17 protein-coding genes are annotated in these 17,855 nt (G+C 55.6%); 4 read left to right on the forward strand and 13 right to left on the reverse strand.

Annotated features, from left to right (window positions below; all coding sequences use genetic code 11):
* The 7 genes from SIB72_RS10875 to SIB72_RS10905 all read right to left on the reverse strand — a co-directional run bounded on the left by SIB72_RS10875 (window position 1) and on the right by SIB72_RS10905 (window position 6,157).
* Complete coding sequence (locus SIB72_RS10875; protein WP_115121595.1) at window positions 1-555, reverse strand: hypothetical protein; 555 nt, start codon at window positions 553-555, stop codon at window positions 1-3.
* Window positions 556-584: 29 nt separating this feature from the next.
* On the reverse strand, window positions 585-1,241 hold the full coding sequence (locus SIB72_RS10880; protein WP_115121594.1) for a PHP domain-containing protein: 657 nt from the start codon (window positions 1,239-1,241) through the stop codon (window positions 585-587).
* Entirely contained in the window at window positions 1,231-1,821 is a 591-nt protein-coding gene (gene hemJ / locus SIB72_RS10885; protein ID WP_115015106.1) for a protoporphyrinogen oxidase HemJ, read from the reverse strand. Before hemJ ends, SIB72_RS10880 begins: the two co-directional genes overlap by 11 nt.
* A gap of 35 nt (window positions 1,822-1,856) precedes the next feature.
* Entirely contained in the window at window positions 1,857-3,344 is a 1,488-nt protein-coding gene (locus SIB72_RS10890; RefSeq protein ID WP_413743872.1) for a cryptochrome/photolyase family protein, read from the reverse strand.
* Between the two features lie 25 nt (window positions 3,345-3,369).
* Window positions 3,370-3,618: a hypothetical protein gene (locus tag SIB72_RS10895; protein ID WP_413745111.1), complete on the reverse strand. Its 249-nt coding sequence runs from the start codon at window positions 3,616-3,618 to the stop codon at window positions 3,370-3,372.
* Window positions 3,619-3,691: 73 nt separating this feature from the next.
* A complete protein-coding gene (gene uvrC, locus SIB72_RS10900; protein WP_413743873.1) occupies window positions 3,692-5,659 on the reverse strand; it encodes an excinuclease ABC subunit UvrC in 1,968 nt (655 codons plus the stop codon).
* A gap of 15 nt (window positions 5,660-5,674) precedes the next feature.
* The gene (locus tag SIB72_RS10905; protein ID WP_413743874.1) at window positions 5,675-6,157 is read right to left on the reverse strand and encodes a flavin reductase family protein; all 483 of its coding nucleotides are present in this window, start codon (window positions 6,155-6,157) and stop codon (window positions 5,675-5,677) included.
* Window positions 6,158-6,230: 73 nt separating this feature from the next.
* Between SIB72_RS10905 and coaD the strand changes: the two genes are divergently transcribed.
* Together coaD and SIB72_RS10915 are read left to right on the forward strand one after the other, a co-directional pair.
* Window positions 6,231-6,728: a pantetheine-phosphate adenylyltransferase gene (coaD, locus tag SIB72_RS10910; RefSeq protein WP_413743875.1), complete on the forward strand. Its 498-nt coding sequence runs from the start codon at window positions 6,231-6,233 to the stop codon at window positions 6,726-6,728.
* A complete protein-coding gene (locus tag SIB72_RS10915) occupies window positions 6,725-7,666 on the forward strand; it encodes a hypothetical protein (RefSeq protein ID WP_413743876.1) in 942 nt (313 codons plus the stop codon). Before coaD ends, SIB72_RS10915 begins: the two co-directional genes overlap by 4 nt.
* Here the strand turns inward: SIB72_RS10915 and dacB are convergent.
* The 5 genes from dacB to dapF all read right to left on the reverse strand — a co-directional run bounded on the left by dacB (window position 7,641) and on the right by dapF (window position 12,631).
* Complete coding sequence (dacB, locus tag SIB72_RS10920; protein ID WP_413743877.1) at window positions 7,641-8,975, reverse strand: D-alanyl-D-alanine carboxypeptidase/D-alanyl-D-alanine-endopeptidase; 1,335 nt, start codon at window positions 8,973-8,975, stop codon at window positions 7,641-7,643. The genes SIB72_RS10915 and dacB overlap by 26 nt on opposite strands.
* A complete protein-coding gene (locus tag SIB72_RS10925; RefSeq protein WP_413743878.1) occupies window positions 8,972-9,490 on the reverse strand; it encodes a DUF4330 domain-containing protein in 519 nt (172 codons plus the stop codon). Before SIB72_RS10925 ends, dacB begins: the two co-directional genes overlap by 4 nt.
* Window positions 9,491-9,565: 75 nt before the next feature.
* On the reverse strand, window positions 9,566-10,270 hold the full coding sequence (locus tag SIB72_RS10930) for a DUF1995 family protein (protein WP_413743879.1): 705 nt from the start codon (window positions 10,268-10,270) through the stop codon (window positions 9,566-9,568).
* A 35-nt stretch (window positions 10,271-10,305) separates the two neighbouring features.
* Window positions 10,306-11,496, reverse strand: a complete 1,191-nt coding sequence (locus SIB72_RS10935) for a cysteine desulfurase family protein (RefSeq protein ID WP_413743880.1) — start codon at window positions 11,494-11,496, stop codon at window positions 10,306-10,308.
* On the reverse strand, window positions 11,489-12,631 hold the full coding sequence (gene dapF, locus SIB72_RS10940) for a diaminopimelate epimerase (RefSeq protein ID WP_413743881.1): 1,143 nt from the start codon (window positions 12,629-12,631) through the stop codon (window positions 11,489-11,491). Before dapF ends, SIB72_RS10935 begins: the two co-directional genes overlap by 8 nt.
* A 567-nt stretch (window positions 12,632-13,198) precedes the next feature.
* On the opposite strand from dapF, the gene SIB72_RS10945 reads away from it, so the two are divergent.
* Both SIB72_RS10945 and leuS read left to right on the forward strand, forming a co-directional pair.
* Complete coding sequence (locus SIB72_RS10945; RefSeq protein ID WP_413743882.1) at window positions 13,199-13,420, forward strand: Hfq-related RNA-binding protein; 222 nt, start codon at window positions 13,199-13,201, stop codon at window positions 13,418-13,420.
* A gap of 65 nt (window positions 13,421-13,485) precedes the next feature.
* Complete coding sequence (gene leuS / locus SIB72_RS10950) at window positions 13,486-16,143, forward strand: leucine--tRNA ligase (RefSeq protein WP_413743883.1); 2,658 nt, start codon at window positions 13,486-13,488, stop codon at window positions 16,141-16,143.
* 31 nt (window positions 16,144-16,174) lie between these two features.
* Here leuS and SIB72_RS10955 read toward each other — a convergent pair whose 3' ends face one another.
* Window positions 16,175-17,773 carry a glucose-6-phosphate isomerase gene (locus SIB72_RS10955; protein WP_413743884.1) on the reverse strand — a complete coding sequence of 533 codons (1,599 nt, stop codon included), beginning with the start codon at window positions 17,771-17,773 and terminating at the stop codon, window positions 16,175-16,177.
* Window positions 17,774-17,855: the final 82 nt, after the last annotated feature.

Below are 17,855 nucleotides of genomic sequence, written 5' to 3' on the forward strand. Positions count from 1 at the left end.
TCAGGTATCCAGGTTCTGGGCCATGCTCATGAACGGATCAATCGAACCAGGCCTGGACGACTTGGCCGCCTTTTGGCTTGTGGCCGTGGTGGTGGTTTCCGGCTTCAACTCGGCTTTTCGAGCAGCTGGTGCCGCATCTGCACTGGCACGGGTGTTTGTTCCATTGATTGCACTGCCTTTCAAGCGCTGTTGAAGCTCCTGTTTGCTCATCGCCTCTGCAAACGTCTTCTTGACCGGCTTAGGCACTCCGCCTGTGACGGAGGTGACGTCGTCCTGGACTGTGCTTCCTCCTAATCCTTCCGTCATCGCTTCAACCTTGAGCCCCATGGCATCCACCTCAGTCACAAGCTCCTTGTTGCCTGGGCTGTCGGCTGAGCCAGGAAAGGTGCGACGAATGGTCTTGGCCTCACGCATGTAATTGCGGTCGCCCAAGGAGGAGGAAGAGTCACTGTCTAGGAAGAAGGAATCATCCTTCTTTGCAGCTTTCTCCTTTCCCCCAGAATTGCCGCCGGCCTCTTGCGAGCCCGATTTCCGCAGACGGTCGAAGATGCCCATGCCTGATTCAGTCTGGTGCGTAGTCCATTTTAGCGGCCTTTGAGGTCATGCCCGTGGGTGTCTGTGCCACACGTACGTAAAAGGCCAAGTTTTTTCAAGTGCTGATCGATCGATTCACACACCACCGCTGTTGGCTGCCAGCGGCCTTGCATTTCATAGTCATACCAAGCCTCCCCACCATCCATGCCAATGAGCGCTGCTGCCTCGATCAGCAGTGTGTGACTCAACCTGTAACGGGCGGGGTGGGCAAGGATCGCCAATCCGCCTGCAGCGTGGATGGCATCCACCACAGCATCTGCACGCAGAGGTACACCCACTGCAGCGTCCCCCTGGTTGTAGAGATGCAAGGCCCGGTGGCCATGCTCAAAGCCCAGGGCTAGAACATGAACCAAACACCCTTTGAGCAGGCAACTGATCTCCATCCCAGTCCAAAGCTGTGGCACTGCTGTGCCTAGTTGACGCTCTGCCTCAAGCCAGGCCTGCATCGGCAGAAACGCTGCTGAGCTGTGGTGGTCGGTCACTGCTAAGTGATTGAGACCCTGTTCCACGGCCTGTTTTGCTAAGGCCAGGGGTTCCAAGCTTCCGTCACTGCAGAGGGTGTGGCAATGAAAATTGAGAGCTGATGGACAGCTCTGAGGTCCGACCGTTTCAAGAACCGGCCGGAGTGGATGGCGATCAGCCGACATTGGCTTCGGAGCTCGTGGCGGCAGCCTCCTGCCGAAGCCGTCTCCAGCGTGCATAAAACTGTATTGACGCGGCCATGAACACCACCAACGCAACCATGAACCAGGTGGCAGCTCCTGTCGGGAACTGATTTTTGAACACCACAAGCATCACCACAATCACCAAGAGCAGCGTGGGAAGTTCATTGAGTGCTCGTAGCTGTCGGCCACTCCATCGACACTCACCACGTTGCAACTGACCCATCAGCCGATAGCAAAACCAGTGGTAGGCCAGTAACGCGGCAACAAAGGCAAGTTTTGCGTGCATCCAGGCCTGATGCAGCCAACTCGGTTGCGTGATCAAGAGGCCGACGGCCATGGAAACGGCCACAACCATTCCAGGGGTGGTAATGATGTTGGCCAGGCGACGCTCCATCAAGCAGTACTGCTGCTGAAAGGGCCCTTTCAACTCAGCCGATAGCTCCTCGGCTTCCACGTGATAGATAAAAAGCCTCACGAGGTAGAAGAGTCCGGCGAACCACACCACAACCCCAACGATGTGAAGGGTCTTGAACCACAGGTAGGCCTCGGCTGGGAGGGTCATGGCTGGGAGGCGAACGCCAAAACCTTAGAGACCACTCAGCTCAACTCGTCAAGAAACTGTGATGCCCGTTGTTGATGGCTCTTCAGAGTGTCGGGGGCCATCCGATCAAGGTTTCGGGCCATCATCGCTAAGCGGTGTTGACCGCGGAAAAATTGCTGATGCCGTGCAACGAAACTCCAAAACAACCCATCCCAAATCTCACACCAGGGTCCCTTGGCGTAGTTGGACATCTTGCGCACATAGTTCGAACCTGAGAGATAGGGCTTTGTTGTGAACAGGCCTCCATCAGCGAACTGACTCATCCCGTACACATTTGGAACCATGACCCAGTCATAGGCATCCACGAACATCTCCATAAACCATTGATAAACACGATCAGGGTGAAAGCTGCACAGAAACATGATGTTTCCAATCAACATCAAACGCTCAATGTGATGGCACCAGCCGGTGTCAAGAGCATGATGAATGGCATCATCGATTGGAGCTATTCCGGTGGTTCCTTTGCTAAATGCGCTCGGGATCGGCTTCTGGTCACAATTCCAGAAGTTCGTGTCGCGCATTCGATCAGAATGCTGGCGATACATCGCGGCAATGAACTCACGCCAACCAATGATTTGGCGGACAAATCCCTCCAACGAATTAAGAGGGATGGCCCTAACCTCAGCGACCTCCAGTGCTCGCTTTAGCACTTGTCTTGGTGTTAGCAGACCGATGTTGAGCATCGGTGTGAGTACCCCATGCCAAAGCACTCGGTGTTGACTGCTAATGGCATCCTCATAGTCACCGAAGTGGTAAAAGCGTTCGTCTAGAAAATGATCCAGCCAAGCAGCCGCTTGGCTGTGATTAATTGGATAGGTGAAGCGATCGGCGGATCCAACAAGTGTTAAGCCTTCATTCTCCAGCTGCCTGAGACTATCGCCAAGCTGATGATTGTGATCGCAATGGGGTTCCGTCGGAACACAGATTCCCTTCGGTAATCGCTTGCGGTTGTCAGCATCAAAACTCCACTGACCACCGAGGGGTTTGCCTTCAGGTGTGAGCAAAACATTCATGCGTTTGCGTTGCATGGCATAAAAACCAGCCATCAACGGTTTCCGACCCTGGTGGAAGTAATCGTTCAACACTGATTCGGGCGTTAATAGCATTGGCGTCTCAGCCTGCTCAAGGTTCCCGCCAAATTCTCTGATTGTCTTTTTAATTCCTTGTTCCAGGCGATGATCCACCGGATCCGCCATATAAAACGAGCGATAACCCTTGTTCCAGAGAATGCGTAGATGACCGCTGGTCTGCCTCGCCAGATGGTGGCGCTGAACGATCACTTCGAAGCCCTGGCCTCGTAGATCTTCCGCATAGGACTCCATCGAGGCACGGTGCAACAGTGCCCGCTGGCGGTGGATGCGCATTGGCGAGCTGGGATCGGTTCCAAAAAGGAGTGGGTCCTCAATCAGAGCGACGGCACGTCCTTTTCGGACCGAAGGGTGATCGTAGAACAATTGGTGTGGATAGATCAGTGTGATGTCCATACTTCCCGCGTCGACACTGAGTGAATTAGGCCACGTATCGGCACAGTCTCAGGCCAAGAGCACGGGCATAACCGCGGTCGACGAGACCTGCCATTGGACTGAGCTCCCCTGCCTTGCAGTCCATCACAACCTTTTCACGATGACCCTGTTGATCTTCCAGGCGCAAAACCAATTGCCAATGGTTTTTCGCACTCCTTGTGATCGCGTCAGCGCAGACCGGACCGGTGCATAAACCTGGAGCGGCGAAAGCCTCGGATGGCCAAACAAACAACATGCCAATGATCACCAGCAATAGAGCCCTAAAACAACGTCTGAGGCTGAATCCATGGTGGTGCTTTAAGCCTCTATCAAGCATTAGGGGAGGGGTCAGAGTGCTGCTCAGGCAAATTGTCATCGGAATGATCAGGGTGAAAATAAGCCCTGATCTGCTCTGCCATTCCAGGTCCAACGCCAGGTGCTGCCGTCAACTGTTCCAAGCTCGCCAGCTGGATGGCGTCGATGGAATGAAAGTGTGAAAGCAGTTCGCGGATTCGTTTCGGACCAAGCCCTGGAATATCCGAGAGGCGTGATCGTTTCATCCTCTGGCCCCTTTGCTGGCGATGAAAGCTGACGGCAAAACGGTGAGCCTCATCCCGTAAACGTCTGAGCAAGGCCACACCGAGCTGGTCAGGCTCACTCTCCAACGGTTCACTCTCTCCGGGCAAGAAGATTTCCTCCCGCTGCTTGGCTAAGGAGCACACGTGTAGATCCTCAACCAGATCGAGTTCCCGCAGAGCCTCCATCACAGCCGAAAGCTGACCCTTGCCCCCATCAATCATGACGACATCTGGCCAGTCGTTGAGCCCATCAGTCTGGAGAGCACTTCCTCCTGTCTTACGAAGGGCGGCGAGGTCCCCACCTTCAGCTTTGACCAGGGCCCAGCGACGGAATCGACGGCGCATGATCTCAGCCATCGCCATGAAGTCATCACTGTGTCCAGCGCGAATACTGCTGCTGCGGATTTTGTACTTGCGGTAATGCTGTTTGGCGGGAAGACCATCGATGAACACCACCTGCGATGCGACAGCATCACTGCCTTGGATATGACTGATGTCGTAGCCCTCGATTCGCCTTGGAGGTGTTTGGAGTTCCAACAACTGCGCAAGGTCTTCCGTCGCCATGGCCTGCTGCTCTTGGCCTTGTTGAGCACGGAGAAGTTCGAATTCGGCATTGCGCTGCACAAGCTCAATTAGATCTGCTTTCTGACGACGCTGAGGACATTGAATCACCACTTTTCGTTCCCGTTGTTCTGCCAGCCATTCCTCCATGAGCTGATGCTGAGGGATCGGGTGTTGCACCAGCAATTCAGGAGGAACTTCCACAGCTTCAACCTGGCTGTAATGCTCCTCAATCACCCTCTGAAGAACCTGGCCTGGTTCCAGATCCTGAGCGTCGGCGGTATAAGCAAGACGACCAACAAGCTTGCCTGCTCTCATCTGAAATAACTGAACCGAGGCAACACGGTCGTCGCTGGCCAAGGCTAGAACATCTCGGCTCACCGATGAATCGGGCAAACTCATTTTTTGATCGGCTGTAAGCTGATCCAACCCTTGCAATTGATCTCTAATCTTTGCTGCCGACTCGTAATCAAGTCGCTCCGCATAGCGCGTCATCTGTTCTGAAAGTAGAGTCTGCAACTCATCGCTACGCCCCTGAAAAACCATCGCCACCTTCCTTAAGGTGTGGTGGTAATCATCAGAACTAACCTTCTGCTGGCAGACCCCTGGACACCGGCCGATTGAATAATTTAAGCAAGTGCGATCCGCATACAAGGGTCGAGGACGTTGGCGTAACGGAAAGACCCTTTTGACAAGAAAAAGGGTGCGGCGCAGTAGGCCAACATCAACATAAGGTCCGTAAAAGCGATCTAGAGGGCTGCGGAAGCGACGTCGCCTTGTGATAAATATCCGCGGATAGGGCTCACTCCATGTAATGCAAAGGTAAGGGTATTTTTTGTCATCCTTGAGGAGCACGTTGAAATGCGGCTGATGATTCTTGATCAAGTTCGATTCAAGAACCAGCGCCTCAGCCTCGCTATCGGTCACGATGAATTCGATCTCACAGACCTGACGGGTCATCAGGCGGATTCTTGGTGATAGATCGTTGCGATGACGGAAGTAACTACGAACCCGACTGCGCAAGCTTTTGGACTTGCCCACGTACAGGATGCGGTCCTCTCGATCACGCATCAGATAACAGCCGGGCTCCGGAGGGATCTCCTTCAGCCTTCGCTCGAGGCGCTCTGGATGAGTCAGCAGCGTTTCAGTCGCAGCCACGGTTGCAGAGAACTTTCATCCTCCGTAGTTCCAGCCAGTGGAGGCAAGGTTGAGAGCCTCGCCGTCTGCAATCAGCGTGGCCGTTTTGACTTCTCCGACGAAAACGGTGTGGTCACCATGAGCAACGGATCCGACAAGTTCGCACTCCACACCACCTACGGCATCTTTGAGGAGCGGCAGCCCAAGCGGGCCTTCGTCATAGGGAGCTGCATCGAATCGACCTCCTACCCCTGCTTGTGGCTTAAAAAATACAGCTGCCAAATCCTTCTGATCCGCCCTGAGAACATTGAGGGAGAAGCGAGTGCTGCGCTCAATCATCCCGTGGCTGGTGCTGTCGCTACGCACAGCCATCACCACCAAGGGGGGTTCGAAAGATCCTTGGGTCACCCAGCTGGCTGTAAACCCATTCACTTGGTCACCTTCGCGCACACCGCAGATAAACAGTCCGTGAGGGATCTTGCGCAGCAGCACTTTCTTGGCGTCGGCATTGAGGGTCATCGTTGATCGTCAAGCAATGGCGAGAATCTAGACATGCCTCGCTGCATAGGATCGATCCAGCTCAAGACAGGCCATGAGGGCTCTTTATCCCGGCAGCTTCGATCCCCTCACACTCGGGCACCTGGATTTGATCGAACGTGGCTGCAGTCTGTTTGGTGACGTGGTCGTGGCTGTCCTCCAGAACCCTGGCAAAACACCAGCCTTTTCCCTGGAACGACGGTTGAACCAAATCCGTACCGCCACAAACCATCTGAACGGAGTCGAGGTGATCAGTTTTGATGGCCTCACGGTCCAGTGCGCTCGCGAGCAGGGCGTGAATTTGATCCTCCGTGGCCTTCGGGCCATGAGCGACTTTGAATATGAATTGCAAATCGCTCACACCAACCGATCCCTGTCCGCCGAATTCGAGACGGTTTTCCTCGCGACGTCAGCTCACCACAGTTTTCTGAGCAGCTCGGTCGTCAAGGAAGTGGCCCGTTTTGGTGGGCCGGTTAGCCACATGGTCCCCGAGGTGGTGGCGGATGACCTCGCGAGGCTCTTTAATTTGCCTTTCCCGGCAAGGATGAGATGAGCGAGATGCGGTTCCCAGTTCTTGACCAGTTGGATCAACTGGAAGAAATTCTGCTGGAGGGCAGCCGCATCCCCTTCAGTGGTGGGCGGCTCGTTAATGAACAAGATGCCGTTGAACTGTTGGATGCGGTTCGCGAAACCCTGCCCAACCAGGTCACGCAGGCGGACCAGCTCCTCCAGAAACGCGATGATTTCATCTCCACTGCCAAGCATCAGGCCGACGAAATCGTTCAAAAGGCTCAGCAACAGCGTGAGCAACTCGTCAATGCCGCCTCGATCCGTCAGGAAGCAGAGAGACAGGTCAACGAACTGCGTGAGCAAACCCGTCAACAATGCGAACAGTTGCTGCAGACGACCCGTCAGCAATCAGCCCAGATCGAGCATGAAATGCAGACCAAGCTCTCTCAGCTCGAGCAGCAATTCGCCACACGCCGTCAGCAATTGGAGCAAGAGGCACTACAGCGGCGTCAGCAGCTCGATCAAGAGGCGATTGAGTTGAAACGGCAGCTTGCTGAGCAGCATGATCGAAATCGCCAACAGGCCTTGCAGGAACTTGAACAAGTTCGGCAGGAGGGGTTGAGAGTTCAGAAAGAGGCTCAGGCTGAATCAGAGCGCCTCCATCAAGAGGCTCTTCAATACAGGCAACAAACCCAGCAGCAATGCGAAAGCCTGATTCAGAGGACCCGTCAGGAAGCGGTCTCAGTGCAGGACGGCGCCAATCGTTACGCCGAACAAACCCTGGGAGAACTTGAGAATCGACTCAAGGAAATGGCCCAAGTTGTCTTGGCTGGACGCCAAGAATTAGTGAAGATCCAGACCATTCATCCGGAGAGCGGTCAGAGAAGCCCCGCATCAGATCGGAGCGGTCACGAAGCTGTACCAATCTCTCGGGCCCGTCGCGCCGCATCACGAATCAGATCGATGAAGGGCACGGGCTGAAGCTCTGCACCGAACGGAGTATCCGTCCGATTGTGCTGTTCGGGTTCGGAGCTCCGTTCGAGATCATGCTCACAAAGCGAGGACCATCGTTCGTCTGCAGAATTCCACTGACGGATCGAACCCCTGTCAATGTTCCTGTTTTCCCATGGAATCGGCCTTCAAGGCTGCTCCCTCGGAAATAGTTCCTCAGTGTTCCTCGCTGTCCTGCAATCGCCATTGAGGCTGTGTAGTAGGCGCTGAGTGGATGTTGATTCATGCGCAGTAGGAGCGCCGCCAAAGTGCGACTCGTGACCCGATTTCCCCGTGAAAGGCCGCTGCCATCGGCAATCGTCAGTCCCGAGACCGGCAAATTCTGATATCGCATCCAACGCATCGCTTGATGGGAAGCTTGTTTGACGTCCCAACGATCAGCAGCCTGGCGAAGCAATACTTCCGCGGTGAAGTTATGGCTTTCTGTATTGGCCAGGCTGAGCAAAGCATGCATCGGCGCTGATGTTTCTTCGTGGAGCACGACGCGTCGCTGACGATCGGACTGACCGTGCTTGAACCTTGTTGCATTGGGTTCCTCTGCCTTCAGCATCTGCATGCGCACCTGACCGCCCTGACGCTCAATCTCACGCTGCATCAGGGTTTGGAACCGTGCAGATGGATTACTGATTGCACGTCCGAGAGCATTACTCGTGAGTGCAAGTCGTGTGATTGGAGCGCCATAGGCCTCAGCACGATCTGCCGGATGCCAGTCAGTGGGCCACCAGCGCTGACGTGGTTCCTCCCGCAACATCAACTGAACTGTTCCAGCAGGATTGGTGCGGGCTCCACCGTGACCAAGGGCTGCCATGGCAAAACGTTGGACCCCTGCCAGCCCTAAATCGGGATCGCCTTGGCCCTCGATCTCCATCACTCCATCAGGACGACGTAGCAGGCGAGTTTTCAGCCGGAAGTCTGCCCCAAGCCTGTCGAGGGCGAAGGCCGTGGTGATCAGTTTCTGGTTCGAGGCAGGCACAAGCGAACGACTGCCATTCACATCACCGATCAGGGAGCCTGTTGGATCAACAACACTGATACTCCAGGCACGATTGGAAGAACCAACGTGCCGGCTGAGGGCCGTTTGTAATGGCTTGCAGGTCTTGCCCTTCTGGAGAAGGGGAAGAGCTTGATTGCTTGAGGGCGGCGGTGGTGCCAACAACGGGATCCTCGGCTGTTGGTCTGTGGTCTCCGAGAGGTATGCACTCAGTTCAGACTCACCCCATGCAGGGGCGGCCAGGGAAGTGAGCAAGATTGCTGCAATCGACCCTTGGGTGATGGTCATGACTCCATCTCCAAACCACTCACACTTCCGTTGATGCGATACCGCGGACCCTCGAGTTCAACCGGAGAGCCGATCTTCAGTTTTGTGCCAGCCATGACGATTCCTGAGTCGGAAACGGTGGCTTCACCTTCCAGCACAAATCTTGCCTCCAGGATCCCTTGCAGCTCACGATTCGGATCTGGCACTTCGAGCACAGTGCCGTCTGGGAGCAGGGCGTTGAGCTTGCTTGAGATGTCTTGTATCTCCACCAATGTGAGCGAACCGGCAGGTTGATTGCGGATCACAAGACTGGTGGTTCCATGCGCTAAGGCATCCGAGATCAGCTTCGCTTTATCAGCAGTGGGCAACCCGCGCACGTCCACGCTGACCTGGACAGATTTGATCGACCCGGTGGCACGCGCAACGGAGTTACTCAGCTTCGGGCTCCAAATGACACCGGCGAGGGCGATGAGTGCCACCGTTGCTGCGACGGCATCGATCCAAGACACAGCTCTGCTTCTGTTCTCACCTGCCATCAGCCAGCCCTCAGAGCTGTCAATTTAAGGAGCTTGAACAGTTCCAACAACAGGACGTCATCTGAGCGATGCAGTTCAGTTGCTCAGGTCGTTGAGGAAACGATCCATGGCTCCCATCTGTCGTTGCAGTTCCGCGTTATCGCCATAGAGGGCAGCTTCGATCGCTTCCGGTTCCGGACGAACCTCGAAACTTGTCACGCCACGATGACCATCGGCATCTTGGCGGAAAACCCACCACGCATCAGGCCACTGACGTTGAAGAGCTCCCTGGGCTAGCGGTTGTAGCCAATAAGCAACCTGCCAAGTTGAGACGAAGCCTTTGCGTCGCGTTCTTGCCACATTGCCAATTCCCACGGCAGCATCCTCCAGGCGACCATTCAGCATCACCACCGGGCCTGACCAGAGGTCACAGACGCTTTCAAACTCTTCGTAATCACTTGGCTGTGGGGCCATTGCCAGCAGACAACGCTCGCGCCCATCAGCAAACTTTCCTCGTTTGAGATCGTTCAACGAACAGCACACATCAGCCAGTTCGGGGGCATCGCGCTGCGCCAGAGCTGCTGCACCTGCGTCCGACCATGCGATCAAAGGATCCAGCCCTGCATCGCGCAGAGCGTGCATGAGCCTGATCCCCACCGGCATCACTCTCAGCCCTTCGAAACGCCAGGTCACCGACCAGCGAAGGCCTTCTCCATTCCGAAGAGCCTGCAAGAGAGCCTCAAGGGCATCGGCTTCAGCAGCTTTCAGATCTGCAGGCAAGGAAGCGCTCACGTCACTCATGAGAATGCCAGGAGGGTAACGCGGTCTTAGTCCTCTCAGATCTGAGCCGAGACCTCATTAAGCGCCTCGATGAGGGCTGAAGTAATACGAGGCAAGTGTTGCTGTTGAATCCAGGAACCGAGACTGAGGCGAAGCCCTGCACGCTGCAAATCGGGTCCAAATCCCATCGCCGCTAACACGGAACTGCCACTGTCCTTTCCTGACGAGCAGGCGCTCCCACTACTGACAGCAATGCCCCGTTGACTGAGGGCACGAACGATGGCTCGACCAGGTAAAGGCCGTTCTCGGTGGTCGAAGACCAGCAAGGAGATGTGATGAGGCAGTCTTCGCCAGCGGTCGCCGGTGAGCCTGAGACGGGGATCCTCGAGCAACGCATCCAGCAATTGATCGCGTAAATCACTGATCTGGTGACAAGAGGTCTCGGCTCTTACAGCTGGTGGAGACAACCATGGCGGCAACTGTTCGATCGCTGTGGCCATCCCAGCCAAAAGCGCCACAGACTCAGTTCCAGCCCTTAGTTGGTGTTCTTGCCCACCGCCACCCTGTCGTGGCCGGAGGCGATGGCGACACTGTGCTCGTGCCAACAGCACGCCGATCCCTTTTGGACCTCCGAATTTGTGGGCCGAAGCACTGAGCAAATCAACGGGCAATGATTGCCAGTCAGGCCTTCCCTGACTCAAGACCTGCGTCGCATCGGTATGGAAAGGTATGCCTCGCTCAGCGCAGGCACGACCAACCGTTTCAATCGGTTGAAGGGTGCCAACTTCGCTTTGGCCCCAGATTAATGACACCAGTCGTGTGGGCGGGGCCAGCATGCGATCCAGCTGGTCCATGTCGATCATTCCGTAACGATCCACTGGCCAATAAGCCAGATCCCAGCCGAGACGTTCAAGGCCTTTGGCCGCTGCAATCACAGCAGGATGTTCAACAGCACTGATCACCAAACGGCCAGGTGACAGTGTCTCTGCAAAGCCGAGCAAGGCCAGATGAACCGATTCTGTTGCACCGCTCGTGAAGACCAAATCCTCGATCTCACTGTTCAACTGCGATGCGATTCGCCAACGGCAGCGTTCAAGCACTTCTGCTGCGGCCAAACCCTGGCGATGAAGACTTGAAGGGTTGCCCCAAGCCATCGTCTGAACCTCACTCATCGCCTCCACCACTCCCGATCTCGGCGGTGATGTGGCACAGCTGTCGAGATAAATGTCCTCGGAAGCACTAGCCACCTTGATGGCGGTCGAGGCGTGAACGAGTGCGCTGTTCGAGGGTATCGCTAGCCAAGTCAATCATGGCGTCGAGCGACATCGAATCCAGAAGGGATTGCACCTGTTGTTGTGCTTCAGCCTGGAGGCAATTGTCAGGTCGTTGACAGGCATCTTTACAGTCATGAGAACAATCAAAGCTTGGCTTTGATGGCGATGGCATCTCCGCTTCAGGCCTGGGATCGGATTGATTTGGTCTCTGAGGTTCAGGTTCGGCGATGAGGGGCTCTAGTGCATATGGAACCAGTTCAGGAATCAGAACCCCATCAAACACAGCCTCAGCGGGTCCCGTCATGAACACCGATCCCTCGCCATTCGGCCAGCTGATCTGCAATGGACCGCCAGGCAGCAGCACCTCAGCGCTGTCCTCACTCAAGCCGAGCAAATAGGCCGCCACCATGGTGGCGCAAGCGCCTGTGCCACAGGCAAGCGTCGGTCCGGCACCTCGCTCCCAGACGCGGATTTCTAGCGATGCGGGGCCGTGCACCTGGAGGAAATGCACATTCGTTTTGGCAGGAAAGCAGGGGTCTTGCTCAAGCGCTGCGCCCCACTGATCAAAGGGGATCGTGGCCAGATCCTCGACGGGGACAACGACGTGGGGATTCCCCATACCGACCGACGCCACAGAAAGTGAGGCGCCATGACACTCAATCAGGCCTTGAGGAAGCCCCTGCTCCCCGACCCCCAGCGTTGTGGGGACCTGGGCAGGGTCAAGCACCGGGGGGCCCATGTCGACTCGAATCTGACCATCGCCCTGGAGCACTGGAACGATCAGCCCTGCAGGTGTCACGATCGACCAGGAACGACCTGGCTCATCTCCATCGCTATCGGCAAGAAAGCGAGCCAGACAACGGATCCCGTTACCGCACATTTCCGCCTCACTGCCATCGGCGTTGAAGATGCGCATCCGCAGCTCGGCATCCCCTTCGCCAGGAAGCGCCAAGATGATTCCGTCTGCTCCCACACCGAAACGTCTGTCGCAGATTCTGCGAACCCATTGAGGATCTGGGTCTGTGATCGTGGCATCAAGCTGCCCTTGGCGCCCCTCCAACACCACGAAATCGTTGCCGAGACCCTGATATTTGCTGAATGAGAGCATTCCCTTCATCTCCTGTCTTGGTCTGGAATCTCAGCGAGACGTTATGCCCACTGCCTTACCGCACCTGACTGACTGATTGGCTTGGATCAACAAAGTTTAGAAGCTCATGTCGCAGTGATTCCAGCCTGATTCGAACAGGCGGTTTTGATCGCTGCAATCATCTCGTCATCATCTTGCTCAAAGCTTGGTCTGCCTTCCCCTGCCAAGTGCATCAAGCCCCTTACCTGTCATCTCCTTCGGCTGGCATTCGGATCGTCAGGATTAACCCAGAAGTGGGTGATGTCCTACCTGCTTTGAACAAGATTTCAGCAGTGATCAAGGCCCACCTCATCTCATTCACTAAAGACAAAGAGAAACTAAGCTTGATCGACTGCTTCCATCATCAGCCAAATCAGCTATTTCCTTGGGTTCAAGGTGCGAGCAAATGGCCAGAGATTAAGCCAAATCTGACAAGCACTTATACAATCAACAGATGGGTTGATTTTTATCGTTCCAGCTCTCGCTTAGAATTTGCATCTAGACTCAGTTCATAACTTCAATATCGTCATTCCTGCCTCCGTGATTGCGATGAATAGCACCCTTTTTGATCCCAGTCTGCCGGGTGTGCGTCAGCTACAGGCATGGACCAGAGAGCAACGTCTGCTTCGGATTGAACTCCTGAATGGCAGCAGTCATGAAGGTGTCCTGCTCTGGCAGGATCCGGAATTTCTTGCTGTGCTTCGTTCCGATGCCAGTGAGCCAATCCTGATCACTCGCCGGTCTCTCACATTGATTAGGCCACTGGGGTGAACGAACAGCCAAGGCCGCTCAAGAAGCACGGCTGTGGCACGATCGCTTCCAGGTGAAGCCTGCCCGTGAGCACCGAGTCGACAACCAACCTGCCTGAATCCAACAACGGCCAACGTCGTTACGACCCTCTCGCGACTGAGCAGCGCTGGCAAAACCATTGGAGTGATATCAATCTGGATGTCACTCCGCCCCTAGATGACGACCGGGCACCGTTCTATGCCCTCTCGATGTTCCCTTATCCATCAGGGAGCCTGCACATGGGTCACGTGCGCAATTACGTCATCACTGACGTGATCGCGCGGGTGCAGCGGATGCGCGGGGATGCTGTACTCCATCCCATGGGTTGGGACGCGTTTGGCCTGCCGGCAGAGAACGCGGCCATTGAACGGGAGATTGATCCAGGCATCTGGACCGATCGCAATATCGACCAGATGAAAGACCAACTGGCCCGACTCGGCTTATCGATCGATTGGAGCCGGGAGCAGGCCACCTGCCATGAGGACTATTACCGCTGGACCCAATGGCTCTTCCTGGAGCTACTTGATGGCGATCTGGCCTACCAGAAAGAAGCACAGGTCAACTGGGATCCCATCGATCAAACCGTGCTGGCTAACGAGCAAGTGGATGCCGACGGCAAGTCATGGCGCTCAGGGGCCGTCGTGGAACAAAGGCTCTTGCGTCAATGGTTTTTGAAGATCACCGACTACGCCGATGCGCTGCTGGATGACCTTGCGCTTCTGAAGGGTTGGCCAGAGCGTGTTCGCACGATGCAGGCCAACTGGATTGGCCGATCCAAAGGCGCCGAAATTCGTTTCTCGCTTCACGATCAGAGCTCAACACCAGAAGAAAGCTCTGTTGAGCCGAGCATCACAGTCTTCACAACCCGACCAGAGACGTTGTTTGGTGCCAGTTACCTCGTTCTCGCCCCGGAACATCCTCTGGTCGAAACCATCACTTCAGCTGAACACCGTGATGAAGTCACCGCGTTCCGCGATCTGATGAGCACTCTCAGCAGCGAGGATCGCACAGCTGAAGATCAGCCCAAACGCGGGATCCCAATCGGTGCGGAGGTGATCAACCCTGCCAATGGAGAGCGTCTACCCGTGTGGATTGCTGATTATGTTCTCGCCGAGTACGGCACTGGTGCCGTGATGGGCGTGCCTGCCCATGACCAGCGAGATTTCCTCTTTGCCCGCCGCCATGAGCTTCCGCTCCGTGTGGTCATCCAAGTGCCTGGAGCTGATGAGCATCTCAATGACGGACAGGCCTGGACGGAACCAGGAGTCTTGGTTCATTCCGGTGCGTTCAATGGTCTTGCTTCCGAAGATGCCAAGGAAGCCATTGTCACGCAGGGCAGAGAAGAAGGCTGGGCGACGCCAAAAGTGCAGTATCGGCTAAGGGATTGGCTGATCTCAAGACAACGTTATTGGGGATGTCCAATCCCAGTGATCCACTGTGAAAGCTGTGGAGCAGTTCCTGTACCGCGTGAAGATTTACCGGTCTCGCTTCCAAAGGGCGTCGATCTTTCAGGTCGCGGGGGGTCACCCCTGTCTCAACTTGAGGACTGGGTGAATGTGCCCTGCCCCCGTTGCGGAAAGCCTGCGCGTAGAGAAACGGACACCATGGATACCTTCATGTGTTCGTCTTGGTACTTCCTACGTTTCGCGGATCCCTCCAACAACCAGCAGCCTTTCTCATCTGAGGCAATCCAACGTTGGCTCCCCGTCAAGCAATACGTCGGCGGCATCGAACACGCGATCCTTCACCTCCTCTATGCCCGCTTCTTTACCAAGGCATTGCGGGATCGAGGTTTACTGACGATTGATGAACCGTTTGAACGCCTCCTCACCCAGGGCATGGTGCAGGGAGTGACCTATCGAAACCCTCGAACCGGACGCTATGTCGCTCCCAACCTCGTCACAGATGAAGGAGACCCGCGGGACCCTGAGGACGGTGGAGTGCTCGAGGTGTTGTTCGAGAAGATGTCGAAATCGAAGTACAACGGTGTTGATCCCGCCTCTGTGATTGACCGTTATGGCGCCGATACGGCACGGATGTTCATTCTCTTTAAGGCACCTCCAGAGAAAGATCTGGAATGGGATGACGCTGATGTTGAAGGTCAGTTCCGTTTTCTCCAGAGGCTCTGGCGCTTGATTGAATCAGCTGCGGCTGAGGGTGATCAGCATGTCAGCCTTGCTAACCAGAATGGCAGTGTGATTCCAGAGGATCTCGGTGAAAGCGATCAGACCATGCGTCGTGCTGTTCACACCGCTATTGAAGCCATTGGAGACGACCTCACTGGAGAGTTTCAATTCAACACGGCCATTTCGGAATTGATGAAATTGTCGAATGCCCTAAGCGGCAAGCTTCAGACTGTTCAGACACCGATACGCGAAGAGGCCCTGTCAGTCCTGATTCGAATGTTGGCACCGTTTGCACCGCACTTGGCCGAGGAGTTCTGGCATCGCCTCGACGGGGCTGGCAGCGTCCATCAGCAAGCCTGGCCGATGCATGATCCAAAGGCTCTGGTTCAGGACACGATTGAACTTGTGATTCAGGTGAAGGGGAAGGTGAGGGGAAGCCTCCAGGTCCCCGCCGATGCCGACAAAGACACGCTCGAGACATTGGCCTTGGCCAGTGATGTGGCCGAGAAGTGGCTTGAGGGGCAGGCACCCCGCCGCGTGATTGTTGTGCCAGGGAAACTGGTGAATCTTGTGCCCTGAATCGCCGCGGTAGCAGCTTGTGTTGTGCTGATCAGGCCTTGCTGAAGCGCAGTGATGCGGGGTTATCCCAGCTTCCCTGGGCTGAATAACCACGCGAATTGGCTGTGAGATGGCGCAGGATCCAGAACACCACCTCCACTGTTCCCTCACCAATTGCAGACTGCACTTCATTGACAGACCTGGCCTGCCCATCCGCCAAGACCTTCTCCACCTCCCCTTGAAGGCTAAGAATGGCTGCAGCAGCCTTCTTCCCAGCCTCCACACCAGGCTGGTGATAAGCATTGATATTGACCAACTCGCCATAGAGGCCGACGGCACGTTCAAACAGAGCGATCAGAGCACCAAGGCGTCGGGCATCGAATTGACGCATGCTGATACTGATGCTCTGACGACCGCCTTCGGTGAGGGCTGATCGGGTTCCCTGCAGGAAGCCATCCAAGAAATCACCTGGGTATTCACCATTGATTTCAGGGATCTCCTGTGAATCACGAAGCACTTCGATAAAGGTGACAAAGAAGTTGTCGACACCGTCTCTGAGCTGTTGCACATAGGCGTGTTGGTCGGTCGAACCCTTGTTTCCATAGACAGCAATGCCTTGATGGACAACATTGCCGTCACGGTCCAGACGTTTACCGAGGGATTCCATCACCAATTGTTGGAGGTAACGGCTAAACACCTCAAGCCGATCGCGGTAGGGGAGAACCACCATGTCGCGTAGGCCACGGCCTTCCCCAGCCACGTACCAAGACGCAGCCATCAATGCGGCTGGATTGCGTTGGACATCACAGACGCGGGTGGCCTCATCCATCTGTGCAGCACCGGCAAGAAATTCTCTGATTTCAGAGCCGATGAGAGCTCCAGGGACGAGTCCTACGGCACTCGTGATACTCGTTCGTCCGCCGACCCAATCAAACATGTCAAACCGCTTCAGCCACCCTTCCTCGCTGGCCTTCTGATCAAGTTTGCTGTTGGCCATGGTGATGGCGACTGCCTGACCAGCCCAATGTCCTCCGCAAGCCTCCAGACGATGCCTGGCCTGTTCCATCCCAAGGTGTGGTTCTGGGGTTCCGCCTGACTTGCTGACAGTGATCACCAATGTGGTGGGAAGCGCTTCACCAATACCTGCAAGCACACGGCTCATGCCGTTGGGATCGACATTGTCGAAAAAGTGGAAGGGGAGGCCAGCACCCTCCTCTTGTAAAGCGCGGACCATCAACAGAGGCCCAAGAGCGCTGCCACCGATCCCAATCCAGAGCACATCTGTGAAGGGTTGACCGTTGGGGGCGGTGATCTCCTTGTTCAACACCGAGCGGCAAAACGCCTCGATTTGATCCACTTCGAGGGCAATGTGGCTTTGAACGTCGGCGTCTGGAGCGAGCTGGGGTTGCCGTAACCAGTAGTGCCCGACCTGTCTCTGTTCGTCTGCGTTTGCGATCGATCCAGCTTCAAGAGCAGCCATGGATCGAAAGGCCTGATCAAATCCAGGACGTAGCCCCTCGAGATCCGAAAGGTTGAGGTGCATGCGGCTGATATCAAGCCATACACCCAGGTCGTCATGGAACCAAAGCAGTTCACAGAAGCGCTGCCACTGAACCTGAGGGTCGTTGGCGCTGAAATCTGGGAAGCTCATCGCTGGGTTCGAGGCCGCTCTCAGCTTGAAGCTATCTTCGATTTCTCCAGATGCCCATTTTCTGCGACAGCACAGCTAGCGT

It is taken from the genome of Synechococcus sp. MIT S9451, from assembly GCF_047304725.1.
GTDB lineage: Bacteria > Cyanobacteriota > Cyanobacteriia > PCC-6307 > Cyanobiaceae > Synechococcus_C.